The following is a 17,176-nucleotide window of genomic DNA, read 5'->3' on the forward strand; positions in this document are numbered from 1 at the left end:
ACGGCTTCAGCAGAAAATAAGCCTCGTTTAACAAAATCAAAAAAAGGCCGGACCGCTTTGGAACGATGACTTCCATTAGCGGGCCAGCCGGTGTTAAAACAATCTTTTCAGGCTTTTTCCAATCGGAGGGAGACTGACGCTTTTATCCGAGAAAAATTTCTTAACCATATATTCTGTGTAATGAATCGCTTGATCATAGGAAATGTTTCCTGGAAGCGGCGGTTCTTCTTGGATCTGCACATCAAGGATTACCGGTCTGTCTGCATGTAAAGCCTGTTTAAGAGCCATCCTCATTTCATCACGGCTTTCAATACGGACACCTATTCCTCCGCATGCTTCTGCAAATGCAGCAAAATCAATGCTCCCAAGCTCTGTACCGTACTCAATATGGCCCATCTGCTGCTGTTCATAATGGATCATTCCAAGCTTTTGATTATTAAAAATGACGGTCACAAATGGAAGCTTGTACCGCACAGCTGTAACGAAATCCTGCATGACCATGGTAAAGCCGCCATCTCCGCATAAAGCCCATACTTGTTTTTCAGGCTCGGCCACCTTTGCTGATATCGCTCCCGGCAGCCCGCAGCCCATAGTTGCGAGCCAGCTTGACAGGAGCATACTCTGACGGTCCAGGTCCAAATACCGTGCTGCCCAAACGGTTACATTCCCGACATCCACAGACAGAATCGCGTCATCAGCAAGCACCTTCTGAACCTCCGCCATTACTTGGGGGGGCATGAGTTTGTCCGTCTCAAGCTCTTTATCCTTTTCGATTTCCTTTCTCCAGCTTTCGATGCGCTTCTTGCTGTCTTCAAGGAATTTCCGGTCTTTTTTATAGGAAACGGAGGGTATTAAAGATTCCAGAACCTTTTTAGCATCGCCGTTTAAACCGCATGCGACCGGATACCTTTTTCCGATAAATTTTGTTTCCAGGTCAATTTGAATGGCATCCGCCTTTTCAGGAAGAAATTCTCTGTACGGAAAGGAAGTCCCGATCATAATCAGCAGATCGGTTTCCTGCATAGCCCAATACGATTGTTTTGTCCCAATCTGACCGATATGTCCAAGAGACAGCGGGTGCGTATCGGAAATTGCCCCTTTTCCGGGAAGCGATACCGCAACAGGTGCACCAATTTTTTCTGCAAGAAGGGCCAGTTCTTCTTTAGCCCCGAGCGCTCCTTTTCCTGCGAGAATGACCGGCTTCTTAGCCCTGTCAATCATTTCGGCAGCGAGCTTCATATCCTTCTGGTCAGGAAACCCCGTTGTTTCCGCAAGGATATCCGAAGTCAGGGGCTGATCCCATTCTGCTTTTTCAGCAAACAAGTCATCCGGTACAATCAATACGGCAGGGCCCTTTTCAGCGTATGCCGTACGGATTGCCTGATTCAAAAGGTCCGGAAGCTGTTCATGAGATTGAACCCGCTTGTTGAATACAGCCGCATCATCAAACATCCGCTCGAGGTTTATTTCCTGGAACGCATCTGTTCCAATCTGAGTGCTATGTACCTGTCCTGCTATTACTAAGACGGGCGCACCGTCTGCCTTTGCATCGTAGAGCCCGTTCAGAAGATGAATCGCTCCCGGTCCTGCTATGGAGAGGCAAACACCAATTTTTCCGGTGAGCTTCGCGTATGCCCCTGCTGCAAGCGCACCGACCTCCTCATGCCTTACCTGATAAAAACAAAGCTCGTTTCTAGCTTTTCTAAGTTCTTCTACAAATTCGTTAATGGAATCACCAGGCATTCCGTAAAGGTGGTCCACTCCCCACCTTTCCAGAATATCCGCCAAAATCTCCCCTGTTCTTGCCATCTTTTTTCACCCTTTCTGATTCAACAAAGCCTTCCCTGTTTCATACCCTTTGAACCGTTTTTGAATCTTATGAGAGTATAATAGAGAACAAAAAGGGGGAAAGGGAATGAGAGTTGGCGAAGCGAGAAGAAAAGCGGCAGACTGGGTTCAACAGCATCCCGGTGAAAAACCATGGTTTAAAGTGGCTTATATTACCGGGTCAACAGCTTCCCTGCATGAATGGGAGGAGCTGCCTGAGTTTTCTGATATAGACGTAATGGTTGCCTCTGATGATAAAACGGAGCGTCCGAAGCTTGGAAAGTTTTATTATAAGGGGGTGCTTCTCGAAATAACCTATCTTCCCTGGCACCTTTTTAAAACAGCTGAAACCATTTTATCTTCCTATCATCTGGCCCATGGATTTAAAACAGATACGATTATAGCTGATCCAACAGGCCATTTGCGCCGCCTTCAAAGAACGGTTTCTGCCAAATTCACGGAACGGGGAGAGGTGCGGAAAAGGTGTTCAAATGCTATGGACCGAATCACTTCAGGGCTTATCTGTGCAGATTCTGAAGCCTCATGGCCTGATGCAGTAACCTCTTGGCTTTTTTCGTGCACACGTGATTCTCACTGCGGATCTTCAGAATCCGACGGTAAGGCTTCGCTACCTTGCAGCGCGAAAAGTACTTCAAACCTCTCATCTTGACGGGGTGTATGAAGAGTTGATTACCCTTCTTGGCTGCAAAGATATGAGTCCTCAAAGAACGGCACACCATCTCGATCAGCTTGAACTCGTATTTGACGAGGCATCCGGGGTTGCCAAGACCCGCTTCTTTTTCAGTTCGGACATTACCCGGGCTGCAAAGCCGATTGCCATAGAGGGAAGCCGGAAGCTGATCGACTCTGGTTATCATAGAGAAGCCATGTTTTGGATTACGGCAAGCTTCGCCCGGTGCCAGAAAATCCTGGAGGCAGATGCAAGACCGGAAGTTCAGAATAGATATGAGGCTGCTTTTCGCTCAGCAGCTGCAGACCTGGGCATTTCTTCGCAGACTGATATTAATGAACGATCCAGTATGATCAAAGCTCATGGAAGCTGCGGAACGGATTATGGATGCCAGCCCATATATAAAAAAACGGCCGCTCTAAACGGCCGTTTTTCAGTAAAGCAAATCCATAAATTGTTCTTTAGTAATGTTTCCAAAATAGTGCTGAATGTTCACCGGTCTCATCCGTTTCTCCAGTTCCGATTTTTCGTACCTAGCCCCGGTAAGCAGCTCCTCAATTTCAGAAACATCGCCCGCTCCGAAAAAGTCACCAAAAATTTTGCATTCATGTATGGTTCCCTTGCTTACTTCCATCCGGATGTCGATTTGCCCGACAGGAAAACGGTGGGAATGCTGCAGGTTGAATTTTGGAGACTTTCCGTAATTCCAGTCCCAGTTTTGATACCGTTCCTCTGACAGCTTCCTTATGTTGTCCCAATCTTCGTCAGTAAGCACATATTGGGGCACTTCTCCATTAGTGTCAAATATATAGCTGAGCAGGATGGTTCTAAATTCTTCGATTGTTATTTCTTTCTCAAGGAATTCGCTGATGTTCGCCACACGGCTGCGAATCGATTTGATTCCCTTTGATTCGATTTTGTCTTTTTTTACGACGAGAGCTGAAACCACGTTTTCCATCTCAGAATCAAACAAAAGCGTTCCATGGCTGAACATTCTGCCCCTGGTCGTAAATTGGGCATTGCCTGAGATTTTGCGGCCTTCTGCCAGAATATCATTTCTTCCGCTGAGCTCCGCATTTACACCGAGCCTTTTCAGCGCCTCAATGACAGGCTCCGTAAACTTCTTAAAATTGTGGAAGCTGTCCCCGTCGTCCTTCGTGATAAAGCTGAAGTTCAGGTTCCCCAGATCATGATAAACGGCTCCGCCGCCTGAGAGCCTTCTGACTACGTGAAGTCCTTGTTCCTCAACATATTTCGTGTTAATTTCTTCAATCGTGTTCTGATTTTTCCCGATAATAATAGAAGGCTCATTTATGTAAAATAAAAGATACGATTGCTCGGGATCGAGATTTTTGAGGCAGTACTCCTCGATAGCGAGGTTCATCCTCGGGTCTGTAATATGATTGTTGTCGATAAACAGCATTTGCGCCATCTTGCTTCCTCCTTAATTCACTGACCAGGTTAAACCTTTTGCGGCCAGCCTGATTGGTCCTTCGTATATAGTTTTTGCTTGCGTGAGCAAATCCTCATGCTTCCCGAAGTGAGGGAGATGGGTGAGAATGCATTCCTTCACACCGGCATGCTTTGCGATAGCCCCTGCGTCAAGACTGGTCATATGACCTGCCCCGCCGCCATCCTGGCCGGCATATAAATTGCATTCCGTCAGGAGCAGATCGGCCTCCTTGGCAAATGGAATCAATTCCTTTTTATAGCTTGAGTCTGCCGTATAGACCACAGACGACTCTCCATCTGAAATCCGGAATGCATAGCACTCTGCCGGATGATTGGTTTTAAGAAATTCAATTTTAAAAGGCCCTATCCTGAGGGGGTGAAAGGGATCATATGAGATGCCTTTTGAAACATTCTTGTAGGTAAGCCTGTTAAATCCCTCACTGTCCCCAGTATGTCCATAAATCGGCAAAAGCGGCACTCCTTCCTCTGCCATTCCGGAAACAAGGCGGCCATAATGAAGCGGTCCAATATCAGCTATATGATCATGGTGATAATGAGAGATCAATACGGCATGAAGATCTTTAATTTGCACATAAGACTGGAGATGGGACAACACAGCACTTCCACAGTCAACAAGCAGATTATATCCGTTCTTCTGAAACAAATAGCCGGATGAAGCTTCTCCAGGTCCAGGAAAGCCTCCCCAATGTCCAATCACCGTCAGCTTCACACTCTGCACCGCCTTCAAAAGAATTCTCTACCGTTCAATATACCTAATAGACCCAGTGAACCGCAAGCTGAAAGCTAAGAAGAGTTATGCTAGAAACGGGCGTGAAGCTTATTTTGAATACTTTATCATATTGTTACAAAACAGGTGTTGACTAAATCACCACTGTTATAATACAATAAATATATCAAAACGACATGGAGGGGATAACATGTTAGTTAAATTAACTGAATTTTTCAGAAACTTACCCGGGAAGAAATGCTCCGAATGCGGAAAAGAGATTGAAGAGCAGCACGAATGCTACGGCAACACTTGCAGCACATGCATGAACGTTCAGGATTTATAATAAAAAAGAGCCGGGTGGCTCTTTTTTTTCTGTAAAAATTGCTGGTGATTGGTCCGCTTATGCTCAGGCGGGCGGGTCTCACCTATTCCGCTCCAATCAGCATGTTTTATTAATGAGCACCATGCTTTAGCATCGCCTAGCTTACAAGGATTAGCCGGAATTGGGTTTGGGTCAATCACTGCTATCGGCGCCCATACAAAAAGCCGAGCCGGCAGGTCCATTTTAGTATGGAATCCTTGCCAGTTCAGCCTGTAGTTTAGTAGATTCACGAACAATCAGCTTCATAGAGAATTTATGCATTTCTTTTCCGGAAAACTGCTTCATCCGGATTCTGGACATCATGATTTCCATCGTTTTCAGCGCCATTTCACAAACAGGCTGTTCCACTGTCGTGATCCTCGGATTCATAAGCTCTGTGATAACCTGATTATCAAATCCGGCGACGGCGAGATCATTAGGGATCTTCCAATTGCAGCGGGCTGCCTCGGAAATAATTCCAGCTGCGACTTCATCCGATCCTGTAAAAATTGCCGTTGGACGGTTCTGGCTTTGACGGATCATTTGAAAAATATCCTTTCCGTCTTCACTAGTGATTGCTTCCCGGTAAGAATCGGACTCATCGAACGGCAGGCCTGCTTCAAATAAAGCCTGCTTGAACCCTTCCTCCCGCGCAGCAGCAACGTTGCTCCGATACCTGCCGCAGCAGTAGGCAATTTTCCGGTGTCCCTGCTCAATCAGATGCTTCGTCGCTTTATAGCCCGCTTCCTTCTGATCCATAAAAATCATCGGGACATTGGCTTTTTCCTCAAATTCATTGCATAAGACAACCGGTCCATAATCCAGATATTCCTCTATAATGCCCCAGTCATTTTCGGCAGAGGTTAAAATGACGCCATCTACTTGTCTTGTTTTAAGCAAATTTAAATAGGTTAATTCCTTTTGAGCTGAATATTGAGTTTGGCAGATTATTAGCTGATAGAAGCTTTCAGATGCTGCAAGCTCAAGGGTTTCGATCAGCTGGCTGAAAAACGGGTTCATCACCCTTGGAATGAGTACAGCAATAACACCGGTCCGCTGATTTCTAAGGCTTCTTGCAGCGGAATTTGGAACATAGCCCAGTTGCTCCATCGCTTCCATTACTTTTCTTTTTTTCAAAGCAGATACATAGGGGTGGTCATTAATCACCCTGGACACAGTAGTCCGGGACAGCCCGGCACTTCTCGCCACATCCTCTATCGTTGCCATTTTTTCCACGCCTCCCCTTGTAAGCAAGCGCTTACATTTCCTATTATATGAAAATGTTTTCATCATTTCAATATAAGATTCATAGAAGATACATTTTATCGCCATTAGGCTGCAGCGATTAAGACAATGCAAGCCTGTCCTTTTATGCTATGCCTGAATCAAAAAAAACCCGGCTCCCATCACGAGAGCCGGGCTGCTGACCGGTTATACTTCTTCCGCTGTCTTTATTTGTTTATTTTTTCTTACCTGGAAGAACATATAAATAATTGTACCGGCCATCATGAGAAGCATCATGCCGATTAAAACAGCAGATTGGCTCCAAAGATAACTATAATCACCGCTTGAGATTACGGCTTTAAATCCGGCGACGGAATACGTCATTGGAAGCCAGTAATTAAAGATTTGCAGCGGCTCGGGAATGAGCTCCAGCGGGAATGTTCCTGCTGATGTCGTAAGCTGCAAAATCAAAATAAGAATGGCCACAAACCGTCCCGGGTCACCGAGAGAGGTAACAAAGAATTGAATCAGAGTCAGAAATACCAAGCTGGTCAAAATACTAAAGAGGATGAACAGTCCGACATTCTGAACTTCTATTTGCAGTCCGAAAAGCAGGACTGCGTCTGCAATTAAAGCTTGAATAACTCCGACTGCCAGCAATACACCGAATTTGCTGAAGAACCAGGACAAAGCTGATTTTGGATCCCCGGCCGACTGTTTAAGCGGGAATACAATAGAGATCAGCAGCGCTCCGACAAACAATCCGAGGGAAAGAAAATACGGTGTAAACCCTGTTCCATAGTTAGGGACCTCGTTCATTTTCTCGCTTTGTACACCAACGGGCTTGGCCATCATTTCATAAAGCGGCTCAGAGCCTTTCGTATCCTTCGTTTCATCTGCAGCATCAGCAAGTGCTTGGCTTAACTCAGATGTACCGCTTGAAAGGCCGCCAACGCCTTTATCCAGTTCAGATGCACCATCAGCAAGCTGTCCTGCGCCTTTTTCAAGCTCGCCAGAATTGGATTCAAGCTCGCCGACGCCGGAGGTAAGCTCGGTGCTGCCGCTGGCAAGTGCGGCCGATCCTTCCTTGGCATCGTTTAGACCCGTTCCAAAATCGGCTGCTCCTTTGCTGAGTTCAGAAGATCCTTCGGCGGATTTCTGAATGCCTGCATTCAAATCCTTCTGACCTTCAGCGAGTTCGCTCACACCTGTTTGAACGCCTTGCTGTCCTTCATAAACGGCTGCTGCACCCTGTGCAAGCTTATCTGTCTGCCCCGCGATTAAAGAGGAATTTTTGGCAAGCTCTCCCACTCCGGCTGACAGCTCATCGCTTCCTGTATTCAGCTGGTCAATCGCTGCTGTCAATTCATCTCGCTGATCCTTTGGAAGGGCTGCAAGGACTGGTTCCAGCTCCTTCAATTTAGCCTGCAGCTGGTCAATTCCGCCTGAAAGCTGCTCCGCACCTTCCTTGGCTTCCTGCTGTCCTTTATCAAATTCTGCAAACTTTTGGTCTAGAGCGGCAGTCCCTTCACTAACCTGTTTCGCTCCATCTGTCAGCTGCGGAACCTTTTCATTCAGTTCACCGGTACCGCTGTTTAGCTCTTCAGATCCTGCTGCAAGCTGAGCATTTCCGTCTGCAAGCTCATTAATTCCGCCTTGCAGACCACTATAGCCCTCTTTCAGTTCTCCGAGACCGCTGTCAAGATCGTTCATTCCGCTCTGAAGGTCTTTGGTTCCTTCTGAAGCAGATTGGACTCCTTCTTTAAACTTAATGGAGTTCTCAGCCAGCTGGCTCAAACCATCCTTCAGTGTACCTGAACCGGCTTTAAGGTCGCCTGTGCCTGAATCGATTTCAGAGGCACCTTCACTTGCCTCTCCAATTCCGTCTGCAAGTTTTTCTACATCTCCGAAAATTCCCTCTGCATACGTTTTGGTAACTTCATTAGCCACTTCTTCTTTAATCTTTTCAATTGCTGTATTTCCGATCTGGGCAGAAAGGAAATTAAACCCTTCGTTTGGCACATACTTCATTTCCAGCTCTTTAGGCTGGTCATCAAGAAGCGTAGTTGCATTTTCTGAGAAATTTTCAGGAATTTCTATCTTCATGTAATATTTTTGATTTTCTAATCCTTTATCGGCTGTTTCCTGGTCTACAAAAACCCATTTGAAATCAGGATTCTCTTTCAGGTTACCGACAAGATCCTTGCCGACCTGAAGATCTTCCCCTTCGTATTCAGCCCCCTTATCCTGATTAACGACTGCAACCGGCAGCTGCTCCAGATTTTCATAAGGATCCCAAAACGCCCAAAGAAACATTCCAGCATATAACACAGGAATAAACAGAACCGCAATGACCGGTATTAATATCTTTTTGTTTGTTAGCAGCGCCTTCCACTCTTTAGCGAGCAGTGACATGTTAAAACCTCCTGTAATGTACTTCTGACCATTTTGTTCATTTAGTCATTCTTAAGCAAAAAAGACAGGATTACCTAGACGGATAACCCTTTAAGAAAATAAAGCTCAAAAAGTTCGGCGATTTTTTCCTTCGTAAGCGGTTCGTGGTTCTTTTCCCAGTCGAAAATGAGCGAGATGTAAAGCTTCAGCATCAGAAACGCCGTCAGCTCCGGGTCACACGGACTTATTTCGCCCTTTTCTACGGCCTTTTGAATCCGCTGCTTAATGTAGCCGATGACCATTCCTTCAAGCCTTGAAACGACCTCCAGAACCGCAGGTGTTCCAAGTTCTGTGCTTTCCTGAAAAATTTTAATGGTCAGCTGATGCTTTTTCCGGTACTCCAGAACGCTGTACAGCGCCCGGTGCGCATTCTCGAAAAAACTGAATTCAGGATGGATCGCTTCATCCGCAGCATGCTTTATTTCCGCTAATAGCGCCGTAAAAATTTCGTCAAACAGCTCTTCTTTGTTTTTGAAAAACGTATAAATCGTCCCTTTTCCGACATTCGCCTGTTTGGCTACAAGATCCATGGTAGTGGCCTTATATCCAAATTGAGTAAACGATTTTGTTGCTGCATCAATAATCAGCCGCTTCCGGTCAATACTCACTTCTTCTTCACTCCTAAAAATGACCAATTGAACATTTTAGTCAGTCAGTACTTTCACTATACTCTCTTTATTTTGAGATTGCAAGGTCTTTAAAATCAGTGGGCAACCGGAATGGTGATTCTAAATGGAGAGCTAAGCACTGCATGGGTTTTGCCTCCGTCCCCCACTCTGCTAATGCACTAAACCTCTGTCCCTACCCCAGCAAATCCATTACAGGACAAGGGAGAACAACGCAGCTCCTCTGTCCCCCGTTTCAGCCGAGAAAGGGGTCGGAGGACGCCTCCGACCCCGATTATGTCTACTAGTCTTGCTCTTCCCCATAGCAATAGAAGCGTTGAAGGATCAAGAAGAAACAGTCTTTGCCTCTGACCCCCATTCCTTTAGCGTATCAGGGGCCGGAGGTGGTCTTCCGGGACAGGTCGTATCATGGGCCGGAGGTGGTCTTCCGGGACAGGTCGTATCATGGGCCGGAGGCATTCATGCGGGACAGGTCCCGCTCTCTGCTGCGCCTAAATCCTGTTTCGATGCGACGGTGTGGTGGCTGATCCCAAGCTTTATTGCTGCAAAAACAATTCGGGAGGGAAAACATCAAGCTGCCAGACCCTCGTGCGTCTAAGCTCCCCAGATCCGGTGCCGGAGTAAAGGACGGCAGCAAAAGCAGGGGACAGACGCAATGCCTGTCCCCTGCTTCTTCAACGTGATGCGAATGAAACGCCTGTGCTTACGGTGCCCCAGCTTAATCTCATTATCAAAGCTGCATCTATAATTTTAAATACTCCATTGTCTTCTTTACCGCTGCCTTACCCTGATCAATGCAATCCGGAAGACCGACTCCCCCGAAGGACGCTCCTGCAAGGTAAAGACCAGGGTATGTTTGACTTGTATAATGGCTGATTCTTTCCATGTTCTCACGGTGCCCCACATTGTATTGCGGCATCGACTGCTTCCATCTGCTGACCACATAATCTTCTGGTTTACCGCTAATCGCCATTGTTTTCTTTAAATCTTCCATCACGATCGCTGCGAGCTGTTCATCAGATTGGTCAACGATGGTTTCTTCTCCTGCCTTGCCTACGTAGGCGCGAAGAATTACTTTATCATCCGGTGCTGTATGAGGCCATTTTTTGTTCGTCCATGTACATGCGGTAATGGAGTAGCCGCCGTTCCTTGAGATAACAAAGCCTGTTCCTTCTTTGGTCATGCTGACGTTTTCCTTTGAAAAAATGAGAGCAACCGTTGCTACTGACGTGGAAGGCATTTGGCGGAAATAATCAAATTCGCTATCCTCTAACAAGCTCCCTGCAGCTGTGTGCGGCAGAGCCATAATGACGGAATCTGCTTCCACTTGCAATCCGCTGCTCAGACCAATTTCATACGTTCCATTGGACTGCTTTTTGATTGCATTTACTCTTGTCCCTTTTAAGACCCGGACGCCGGTCAGGCTTTCCTCAAGTGCTTCAATGAGTGTTTCCAGGCCGCCCGTCAGCGTCTGAAAAATCCCCTTCTTTCTGGAAGGATCATGCTTTTGGCTTGTGCCGGGCACAGATTTTTTCATTCCGAGAATCAGGCTTCTATGCTCCTGCTCCGTTTCGTAAAATTGCGGGAAGGTAGACATCAGACTGAGCTTGTCAATGTCCCCTGCATATATTCCGGATAGAAGCGGCTCAATCAGATTTTCTACTACCTCGTCCCCAAGCCTCCGTCTGAAAAACCGGCCCAATGACTGATCGTTCTGCTGTTCGCCTTTAGGAAGGATAAAATCTCCCGCTGCCCGGAGCTTGCCTGTTAAAGAAAAAAGGCCTGAAGTCACAAACGGTTTTACCTGCGTCGGTATCCCCATTACAGCTCCTCTTGGAATGGGGTGAAGGCCGTCCTTAAGCAAAACATACGAACGGCCGACCGCGTTGTTTACAAGCTGGCTTTCCAGGCCGAGATCCTTTACAAGCTCGGGAGCACTTGATTTTCTTTCTAGAAAGGAATCAGGGCCTCTTTCAATCACGTATCCGTCTTTGCGGACCGTCTTGATTTTCCCGCCGAGTCTCGGACTTGCTTCTATGAGCGTAATCTCCGCTTTCTCTGAACGGGCTGCCAGTTCCTTTTGCAGGTAGTAGGCGGCGGAAAGACCAGTAAGCCCGCCGCCTAAAATCACAATTTTTTTTGTGTTCATTGTATTCGCCTTCTTTTCATTACTTATGAAGATGCTTGAGCACTACAGTTGACAGGCAGTCAATGAACTCATCCTGTGCATTCGGCATTTCCGGCCTGAAGTAGCCTGCTCCCAGTTCATCTGTTACGACTTTGCACTCATAGTCGTTATCAAACAGGACCTCAAGGTGGTCGGCTGTAAACCCTACGGGTGTGTAGATAAAGTTTCTGTATCCTTTTTGTTCATATAAATCGCGGGTCAGATCCTGTACATCCGGTCCGATCCATGGATCCGGGGTATTCCCGGCGCTTTGCCAGCCGATCTCATAATTCTGTACACCTGCCGCTTCGGCAATTAAATCAGCCGTTTCTTTCAGCTGATCCGGGTATGGATCTCCTGCCGCGATAATTTTTTCAGGCAGACTGTGGGCAGAGACAATGAGTACGGCTGTTTTTCTATTTTCCTCTGACATCGCATCCAGCGTCTGCTTGACCCGGTCAGACCAGTATTGAATAAACTTCGGTTCCCGGTACCAGCTTTCAACCGAAGTAATGGAGAGATTGCCGAGCTTTTCTGCTTCTTCCTTTGCCCGTCCATTATAGGATTTAATGCTGAAGGTTGAATAGTGGGGAGCAAGGACAATGCTCACAGCCTCTGTAATGCCGTCTTCGTGCATTTGCTTAACGGCGTCTTCAACAAAAGGCTCGATATGCTTTAAGCCAAGATACATGGTAAATTCAATGTCATCCTGAACCGTGTTCAAATGCCGCTCAAGCTTTTCTGCCTGTTCGAGAGTGATTTTCGCCAGCGGAGAAATCCCTCCGATCGCTTCATAGCGGTCTTTTAAATCCTGGAGCATTTCAGGCGCCGGGGGTCTGCCGTGGCGGATATGCGTATAATACCGTTCAATATCTTCTTCTTTATATGGAGTTCCGTAAGCCATTACGAGAAGGCCCATCTTTTTTTTCATGATCCAAGCACCTCTTTTATTTTGTGAAAAGGAACACAATCCTTTCCCTTATGTTTTCCATTTTGCCACTTTAAGAGGAAACATTCCAAGCAGGATGCTCTTGGAATGTTTTTTCAGTTATTTGCGGGCCGCAGAATATTCATGAACAAATGAGGCTACTTTTCTAAGTGTGTCCGGCTGCACATCCGGGAACACTCCGTGACCCAGGTTAAAGATAAACCGATCGGTTTTTATTCCCTGATCGACGATGTCAGCCAGTCTTTCTTCTATTACGTTCCATGGCGCAAGCAATATGGCAGGATCGAGGTTGCCCTGAAGGGTTTTCGTCAATCCGAGAGTTCTTGCTTCATCAATGGAAAGCCTCCAATCAAGGCCAACAACATCCAGCGGCAAGTCATGCCACTCCCTGGCAAGGTGGCTTGCCCCGACACCAAACATAATGAGCGGTACTTCAAGCGGTGCAAGGCTTGTGAAAATACGGCTCATGACCGGCTTTATAAACGTTCTGTAATCCTGAACATTCAAAGCCCCAACCCATGAATCAAAAATCTGGATGGCCTTAGCTCCCGCCTTTACCTGGGATTCTATATACGTAATCATCGTATCGGCCAGTTTATCCATGAGCGCAAACCACGCTTTGGGCTCAGAGTACATAAATGCCTTGGTTTTGTTGTAATTTTTGGATGGACCGCCTTCAATCATATAGCTTGCCAATGTAAATGGAGCTCCTGCGAACCCGATAAGCGGAACTTGAAGCTGTTCTTTCGTCAAAATTCTGATGGTCTCGAGGATATACGGGATGTCTTCTTCAGGATGAATTTCCCCAAGCCTTTCAACATCCTTTACGCTCCGGATCGGATTGCTGATCACCGGACCGATTCCAGTCTTAATTTCCACATCCACACCAATGGCCGGAAGCGGAGTCATAATGTCCTTGTATAAAATGGCGGCGTCCGTATTGTATTGCTCGACGGGCAGCCTTGTAACGTAAGCTGCAAGCTCAGGCTGGTGAGTAATTTCAAATAACCCGTATTTTTCTTTAATTTCCCTGTATTCCGGCTGGGAGCGTCCCGCCTGCCTCATGAACCATAGCGGTACATGATCGGTCTTTTCCCCTCTGCAAGCCTTTAAAAAGGCATCATTGAATGGTTTGGATTCCATGATTCTCCCACCTTACTTAATCTCGTATGTATGTGTTTCCAATATAAACGTTCTCATTTCATTAGTATAGCAGAGTCGTGCATTTGTCAAAAAATAGACTAAAAAGGAGCCCGTGGGCTCCTTTCTTTTACATGCCGGAAAAAATCTTAGGCTGAACATATGGCGTGCCTTTGCCTTCTTCGTTCGTCTGTTCATTAAAAGGCACTACTTTATAGGAAGCTGATGAAAACACATTGCTGAAAGGGATAGCATAAGAGCTGTCATTTTTCACCTTGCCGATCAGCTTTTCACTGCCTCCATCCTTTTCATAAATCCTGTACTCAACACGCGGATCTTCCTGCTTTTCCCACGATAGCGAGACCGTTATTAATCCGAGAGGCTCAAACGCATAATCAGCATGAATATCATTGAGGGCTTTCAGTCTGATTGGCTTTTCAAGATCATCCGTACCCTGTGGCACAGCAAAAGCTGTTTTCGGCACGGATTCCGCTTCGCTGATAATGGCTTTAAAAAGCTTCGTCGGATAAGAGCTCCCAGCCGTTAAATGCCGGGTTTCCGTCGTATGGTCATATCCCATCCACAGGGCGCCGGTTACTTCAGGAGTAAAGCCTGCAAACCAGGCATCCATCACGGCTCCTTCTTTTTTCGGGTAAGAGGTTGTTCCGGTTTTTCCTGCCAGGTCTCCAGAATAAGAGCCGTCTTTCGCTGTCCCTTCGCTGACCGTGTGCTGAAGCATCCTCGTCATATTCCACGCGGTCTGTTTAGAATAGACTTTGGATTCTTTCTGCTCCCTTTCCCCGATGACCTTCCTGTTCCGATCCTGAATGCTGTCAATGAAATACGCTTCCGCATACATCCCTTCTTTAGGAAAGACGCGATAAGCGCTGGCAAGCTGCAGAGGCGTTACTCCCTCTGTCAGACCTCCGAGAGCAATAGCCAGTCCGTCATCTTCGACACCTACCCCTTGCTTTTCCAGGTATGCTTTGCTCTTTTCGATTCCAAGTTCGTTCATCGTCCAAACAGCAGGAGCATTCTTGGAATTTATGAGTGCGTCAAACATCGTCACCTGTCCCTGGTACCGGTCATCATGGTTTTCCGGTGCATAGCCGCCTGCGTAGGTCTGAAAGGAATCCGAGAGAAGCGAATAGGGCTCGTACAGGTTTTCTTCCATGGCAGGTCCGAAAACAGCCAGCGGCTTAAACGTAGAACCCGGCTGCCTTTTTGCAGTTACGCGGTTGTACCCTTTTGGAACATAATCCCTGCCGCCTACAGCAGCCATTACACCCCCGGTCTGATTGTCCAGCAGGACAAATGAACCTTGAGCTTCATTATTTGTTCCCGGAAAGTTTGAATCGGATTGAAACGCTTCATAAGCCTTCTTTTGAATTTCCTGATTCAGGGGGACCGTAATGGTATATCCGCCCCGCAGCAGCTCCTGATTCGAAATCGAGTAGGTTTTCTCTGCTTCGTCCATCACGAGGTCAACATAGCTGTATAGCCATGGGCGGTCAAGCTTCTTGCTGACATTCAGCCCAAGTGTTTTCCCCTGGAGGCTCACGGCATCCTCTGCTGAGAGATGTCCCTGCTCCTCCATAAGAGAAAGCACCGTATCCCTCCGCTCCTTCGCTTTTTCAGGGTGAAGAATCGGAGAGTAGGAAGACGGAGCTTTTGGAAGCGAAGCAAGCGTTGCCCCTTCTTCCACTGTCAGTTCAGAAACATCCTTTTGGAAAAAATAACGGGACGCTGCCTCTACTCCATAAGCGCCATGCCCGAAGTAAAGCTGGTTTAAATACATTTCTAAAAGCTTTTCCTTGCTGTATTTGTTTTCAAGACTGATGGCTATCGCAGCTTCCTTTGTTTTTCTAAGCCAGGATTTTTCACCTGACAAAAAGACATTTTTTGCGAGCTGCTGAGTGATCGTGCTCCCGCCCTCAACCTTTCCTCCAGCTGCGATGTCTTTATAAACAGCCCGTCCAATCGCCTTCACATCGATTCCGCTGTGCTCATAAAATCGCTGATCCTCAACTGCGATAAATGCTTGCTGAACGTGTTCAGGTATTTTTTCAATCCCGACAATCTCTCTGTTTTGCTCATACAGCCGGGTTATTTCTTTTCCCTCTGCATCCACAAGCCGTGTGGCGGAAGGCATGACCAGTTTTTTCTCATCAATCATCGTGCTGCCGGCAACTAATATAGTAAGATAACCTGTTAATGAAATAATGATGATAATTCCCAATGCAGCAGCCGTCCTTATTGTAAAACGCTTCATTTTATCACCCGATTCTGTGGGATTTCCTGTTTAGGTTTTAGGATTGGTATTTTCAGGTATTAATATGTACAGTTCATGAATGGCTCTGAACTTGAATACTGACTATAATGAACAAGAGGTGATTCCGATGAACTTGTACATGACATTTGGAACAGTTGACTATTTAGAGGGTATTGCAGAAAGAAATGCGCAGGAGAATATGCTCCTGATGCATACGGATGAGAGTGCGATGCTGATTCACGAGACAGATGGAGAAACGATGCTGAAGGAACCGAAAAGGTATGAGGTGCTCGACACAGCCGGGTTATTTGAGAGAGCCGGATACGCTGTATTAAATAACATTCCTGTTACAGAAGAAGGAAAACCGCTGTTTGAGCAGCGCTTTAAGGAACGGGCCAGGATGATTGAAAACGAACCCGGCTTCGCTGCAATCCGCGTTCTCCGACCGCTGCGCGATGATACGTATGTCATCCTCACATTGTGGGAGGACGAAGCCTCTTTTAAAAACTGGCAGCAGTCAAACGCCTATGAGCAGGCCCACAAAAAGAGAGGAACCTCTGACGGGGTTGATCAAAAATCCATCTTCCCCCGACCTTCTTACGTGACCACCTATCAAGTTTTAAAGTAATGGCAGGGATCCGCGTAAAGCGGATCCTTTTTGCATTAACGACAAATACTATACCATGTTTAGACAAATGAAACATTATTGAAATGCTCAATTTTGGAATATTTCCAAGGAAATGACAAACTTTTGACACTATTTTCACACAGTGCAGGCTCTTTTCTTTGCCTGAGCATCCGGATTGTTAATCCAATAGATGGATAATGTCTCTCTCGTAGTGGAGGGTCAGGCAAAAAGTACCGCTGCACGTTCCACTTGGCGTACTGCCATTCTGACACCTTACCTCAAGCTGACTAATGCTGCCGATCGTCACAGATTTCGTCTGATTCCTTTCAGTCAGCTGAAATAGAGTAGCATTCGGCACACCGTCACCGTTCGTATCTGCCCGGACAGTCATGATGCAATCACTTTTATTCACGACCGATACAGTGGCTGAAGGGAATTGCGGCAGACCGACTGCTCTCCAATACTCCACAAAGCTTCCGTCGCAGGGCTGACTAATATTTCCGCAAACCTCATCAGAAATGAGGCGTTTTTCTATTTTTGGCTTGGGACAGGGTGGTTTAGGCGGATATATGCCCTGACAGCCCTTTGGATAAATAAATTCCGGACATCGGCTTTCAATCCATCTTGTGTCATCCATTTTCTCGCCTCACTTCGA

14 protein-coding genes are annotated in these 17,176 nt (G+C 46.6%); 3 read left to right on the forward strand and 11 right to left on the reverse strand.

Annotation, left to right across the window (positions count from 1 at the left end):
- Window positions 1-93: 93 nt before the first annotated feature.
- Complete coding sequence (locus ACQCVE_RS11820) at window positions 94-1,809, reverse strand: pyruvate oxidase (RefSeq protein WP_426862946.1); 1,716 nt, start codon at window positions 1,807-1,809, stop codon at window positions 94-96.
- Between the two features lie 106 nt (window positions 1,810-1,915).
- Between ACQCVE_RS11820 and ACQCVE_RS11825 the strand changes: the two genes are divergently transcribed.
- Window positions 1,916-2,497, forward strand: coding sequence for a hypothetical protein (locus ACQCVE_RS11825; protein ID WP_426862948.1), 582 nt, complete (start codon window positions 1,916-1,918; stop codon window positions 2,495-2,497).
- 454 nt (window positions 2,498-2,951) lie between these two features.
- Here ACQCVE_RS11825 and ACQCVE_RS11830 read toward each other — a convergent pair whose 3' ends face one another.
- Together ACQCVE_RS11830 and ACQCVE_RS11835 are read right to left on the reverse strand one after the other, a co-directional pair.
- Window positions 2,952-3,941 (reverse strand): lipoate--protein ligase, encoded by a 990-nt coding sequence (locus ACQCVE_RS11830; RefSeq protein WP_426847111.1) that lies wholly within the window; start codon window positions 3,939-3,941, stop codon window positions 2,952-2,954.
- A 21-nt stretch (window positions 3,942-3,962) separates the two neighbouring features.
- The gene (locus ACQCVE_RS11835; protein WP_426862950.1) at window positions 3,963-4,700 is read right to left on the reverse strand and encodes an MBL fold metallo-hydrolase; all 738 of its coding nucleotides are present in this window, start codon (window positions 4,698-4,700) and stop codon (window positions 3,963-3,965) included.
- A 208-nt stretch (window positions 4,701-4,908) separates the two neighbouring features.
- Here ACQCVE_RS11835 and yhfH point away from each other — a divergent pair, with 208 nt between their 5' ends.
- On the forward strand, window positions 4,909-5,043 hold the full coding sequence (gene yhfH, locus ACQCVE_RS11840; protein ID WP_426847104.1) for a protein YhfH: 135 nt from the start codon (window positions 4,909-4,911) through the stop codon (window positions 5,041-5,043).
- A 222-nt stretch (window positions 5,044-5,265) separates the two neighbouring features.
- On the opposite strand, the gene ACQCVE_RS11845 is transcribed toward yhfH, so the two are convergent.
- The 7 genes from ACQCVE_RS11845 to ACQCVE_RS11875 form a co-directional block, all read right to left on the reverse strand.
- Entirely contained in the window at window positions 5,266-6,288 is a 1,023-nt protein-coding gene (locus ACQCVE_RS11845) for a LacI family DNA-binding transcriptional regulator (RefSeq protein WP_426862951.1), read from the reverse strand.
- A gap of 204 nt (window positions 6,289-6,492) precedes the next feature.
- On the reverse strand, window positions 6,493-8,700 hold the full coding sequence (locus ACQCVE_RS11850; protein ID WP_426847102.1) for a YhgE/Pip family protein: 2,208 nt from the start codon (window positions 8,698-8,700) through the stop codon (window positions 6,493-6,495).
- A 74-nt stretch (window positions 8,701-8,774) separates the two neighbouring features.
- Complete coding sequence (locus tag ACQCVE_RS11855) at window positions 8,775-9,347, reverse strand: TetR/AcrR family transcriptional regulator (RefSeq protein WP_426847101.1); 573 nt, start codon at window positions 9,345-9,347, stop codon at window positions 8,775-8,777.
- A 760-nt stretch (window positions 9,348-10,107) separates the two neighbouring features.
- Window positions 10,108-11,514, reverse strand: coding sequence for a protoporphyrinogen oxidase (hemY, locus tag ACQCVE_RS11860; protein WP_426862952.1), 1,407 nt, complete (start codon window positions 11,512-11,514; stop codon window positions 10,108-10,110).
- A gap of 19 nt (window positions 11,515-11,533) precedes the next feature.
- Window positions 11,534-12,466, reverse strand: a complete 933-nt coding sequence (gene hemH, locus ACQCVE_RS11865) for a ferrochelatase (protein WP_426862977.1) — start codon at window positions 12,464-12,466, stop codon at window positions 11,534-11,536.
- Window positions 12,467-12,580: 114 nt separating this feature from the next.
- Complete coding sequence (gene hemE, locus ACQCVE_RS11870) at window positions 12,581-13,624, reverse strand: uroporphyrinogen decarboxylase (RefSeq protein WP_426862953.1); 1,044 nt, start codon at window positions 13,622-13,624, stop codon at window positions 12,581-12,583.
- 127 nt (window positions 13,625-13,751) lie between these two features.
- Complete coding sequence (locus ACQCVE_RS11875) at window positions 13,752-15,893, reverse strand: transglycosylase domain-containing protein (RefSeq protein WP_426862954.1); 2,142 nt, start codon at window positions 15,891-15,893, stop codon at window positions 13,752-13,754.
- A 127-nt stretch (window positions 15,894-16,020) separates the two neighbouring features.
- Between ACQCVE_RS11875 and ACQCVE_RS11880 the strand changes: the two genes are divergently transcribed.
- Window positions 16,021-16,521: an antibiotic biosynthesis monooxygenase family protein gene (locus ACQCVE_RS11880; protein ID WP_426862955.1), complete on the forward strand. Its 501-nt coding sequence runs from the start codon at window positions 16,021-16,023 to the stop codon at window positions 16,519-16,521.
- Window positions 16,522-16,699: 178 nt separating this feature from the next.
- Here ACQCVE_RS11880 and ACQCVE_RS11885 read toward each other — a convergent pair whose 3' ends face one another.
- Window positions 16,700-17,158 carry an S-Ena type endospore appendage gene (locus ACQCVE_RS11885; RefSeq protein ID WP_426847095.1) on the reverse strand — a complete coding sequence of 153 codons (459 nt, stop codon included), beginning with the start codon at window positions 17,156-17,158 and terminating at the stop codon, window positions 16,700-16,702.
- Window positions 17,159-17,176: the final 18 nt, after the last annotated feature.

This window comes from Metabacillus sp. 113a (genome assembly GCF_050107635.1).
Classification (GTDB): domain Bacteria; phylum Bacillota; class Bacilli; order Bacillales; family Bacillaceae; genus Metabacillus_B.

Coding starts and splice junctions, on each gene's coding strand:
- ACQCVE_RS11830 (WP_426847111.1), bottom strand. CDS start 3,941: ATGCTGTTTATCGACAACAATCATATTACAGACCCGAGGATGAACCTC.
- hemE (WP_426862953.1), bottom strand. CDS start 13,624: ATGGAATCCAAACCATTCAATGATGCCTTTTTAAAGGCTTGCAGAGGG.
- ACQCVE_RS11850 (WP_426847102.1), bottom strand. CDS start 8,700: ATGTCACTGCTCGCTAAAGAGTGGAAGGCGCTGCTAACAAACAAAAAG.
- hemY (WP_426862952.1), bottom strand. CDS start 11,514: ATGAACACAAAAAAAATTGTGATTTTAGGCGGCGGGCTTACTGGTCTT.
- ACQCVE_RS11825 (WP_426862948.1), top strand. CDS start 1,916: ATGAGAGTTGGCGAAGCGAGAAGAAAAGCGGCAGACTGGGTTCAACAG.
- yhfH (WP_426847104.1), top strand. CDS start 4,909: ATGTTAGTTAAATTAACTGAATTTTTCAGAAACTTACCCGGGAAGAAA.
- ACQCVE_RS11820 (WP_426862946.1), bottom strand. CDS start 1,809: ATGGCAAGAACAGGGGAGATTTTGGCGGATATTCTGGAAAGGTGGGGA.
- ACQCVE_RS11880 (WP_426862955.1), top strand. CDS start 16,021: ATGAACTTGTACATGACATTTGGAACAGTTGACTATTTAGAGGGTATT.
- ACQCVE_RS11845 (WP_426862951.1), bottom strand. CDS start 6,288: ATGGCAACGATAGAGGATGTGGCGAGAAGTGCCGGGCTGTCCCGGACT.
- ACQCVE_RS11875 (WP_426862954.1), bottom strand. CDS start 15,893: ATGAAGCGTTTTACAATAAGGACGGCTGCTGCATTGGGAATTATCATC.
- ACQCVE_RS11885 (WP_426847095.1), bottom strand. CDS start 17,158: ATGGATGACACAAGATGGATTGAAAGCCGATGTCCGGAATTTATTTAT.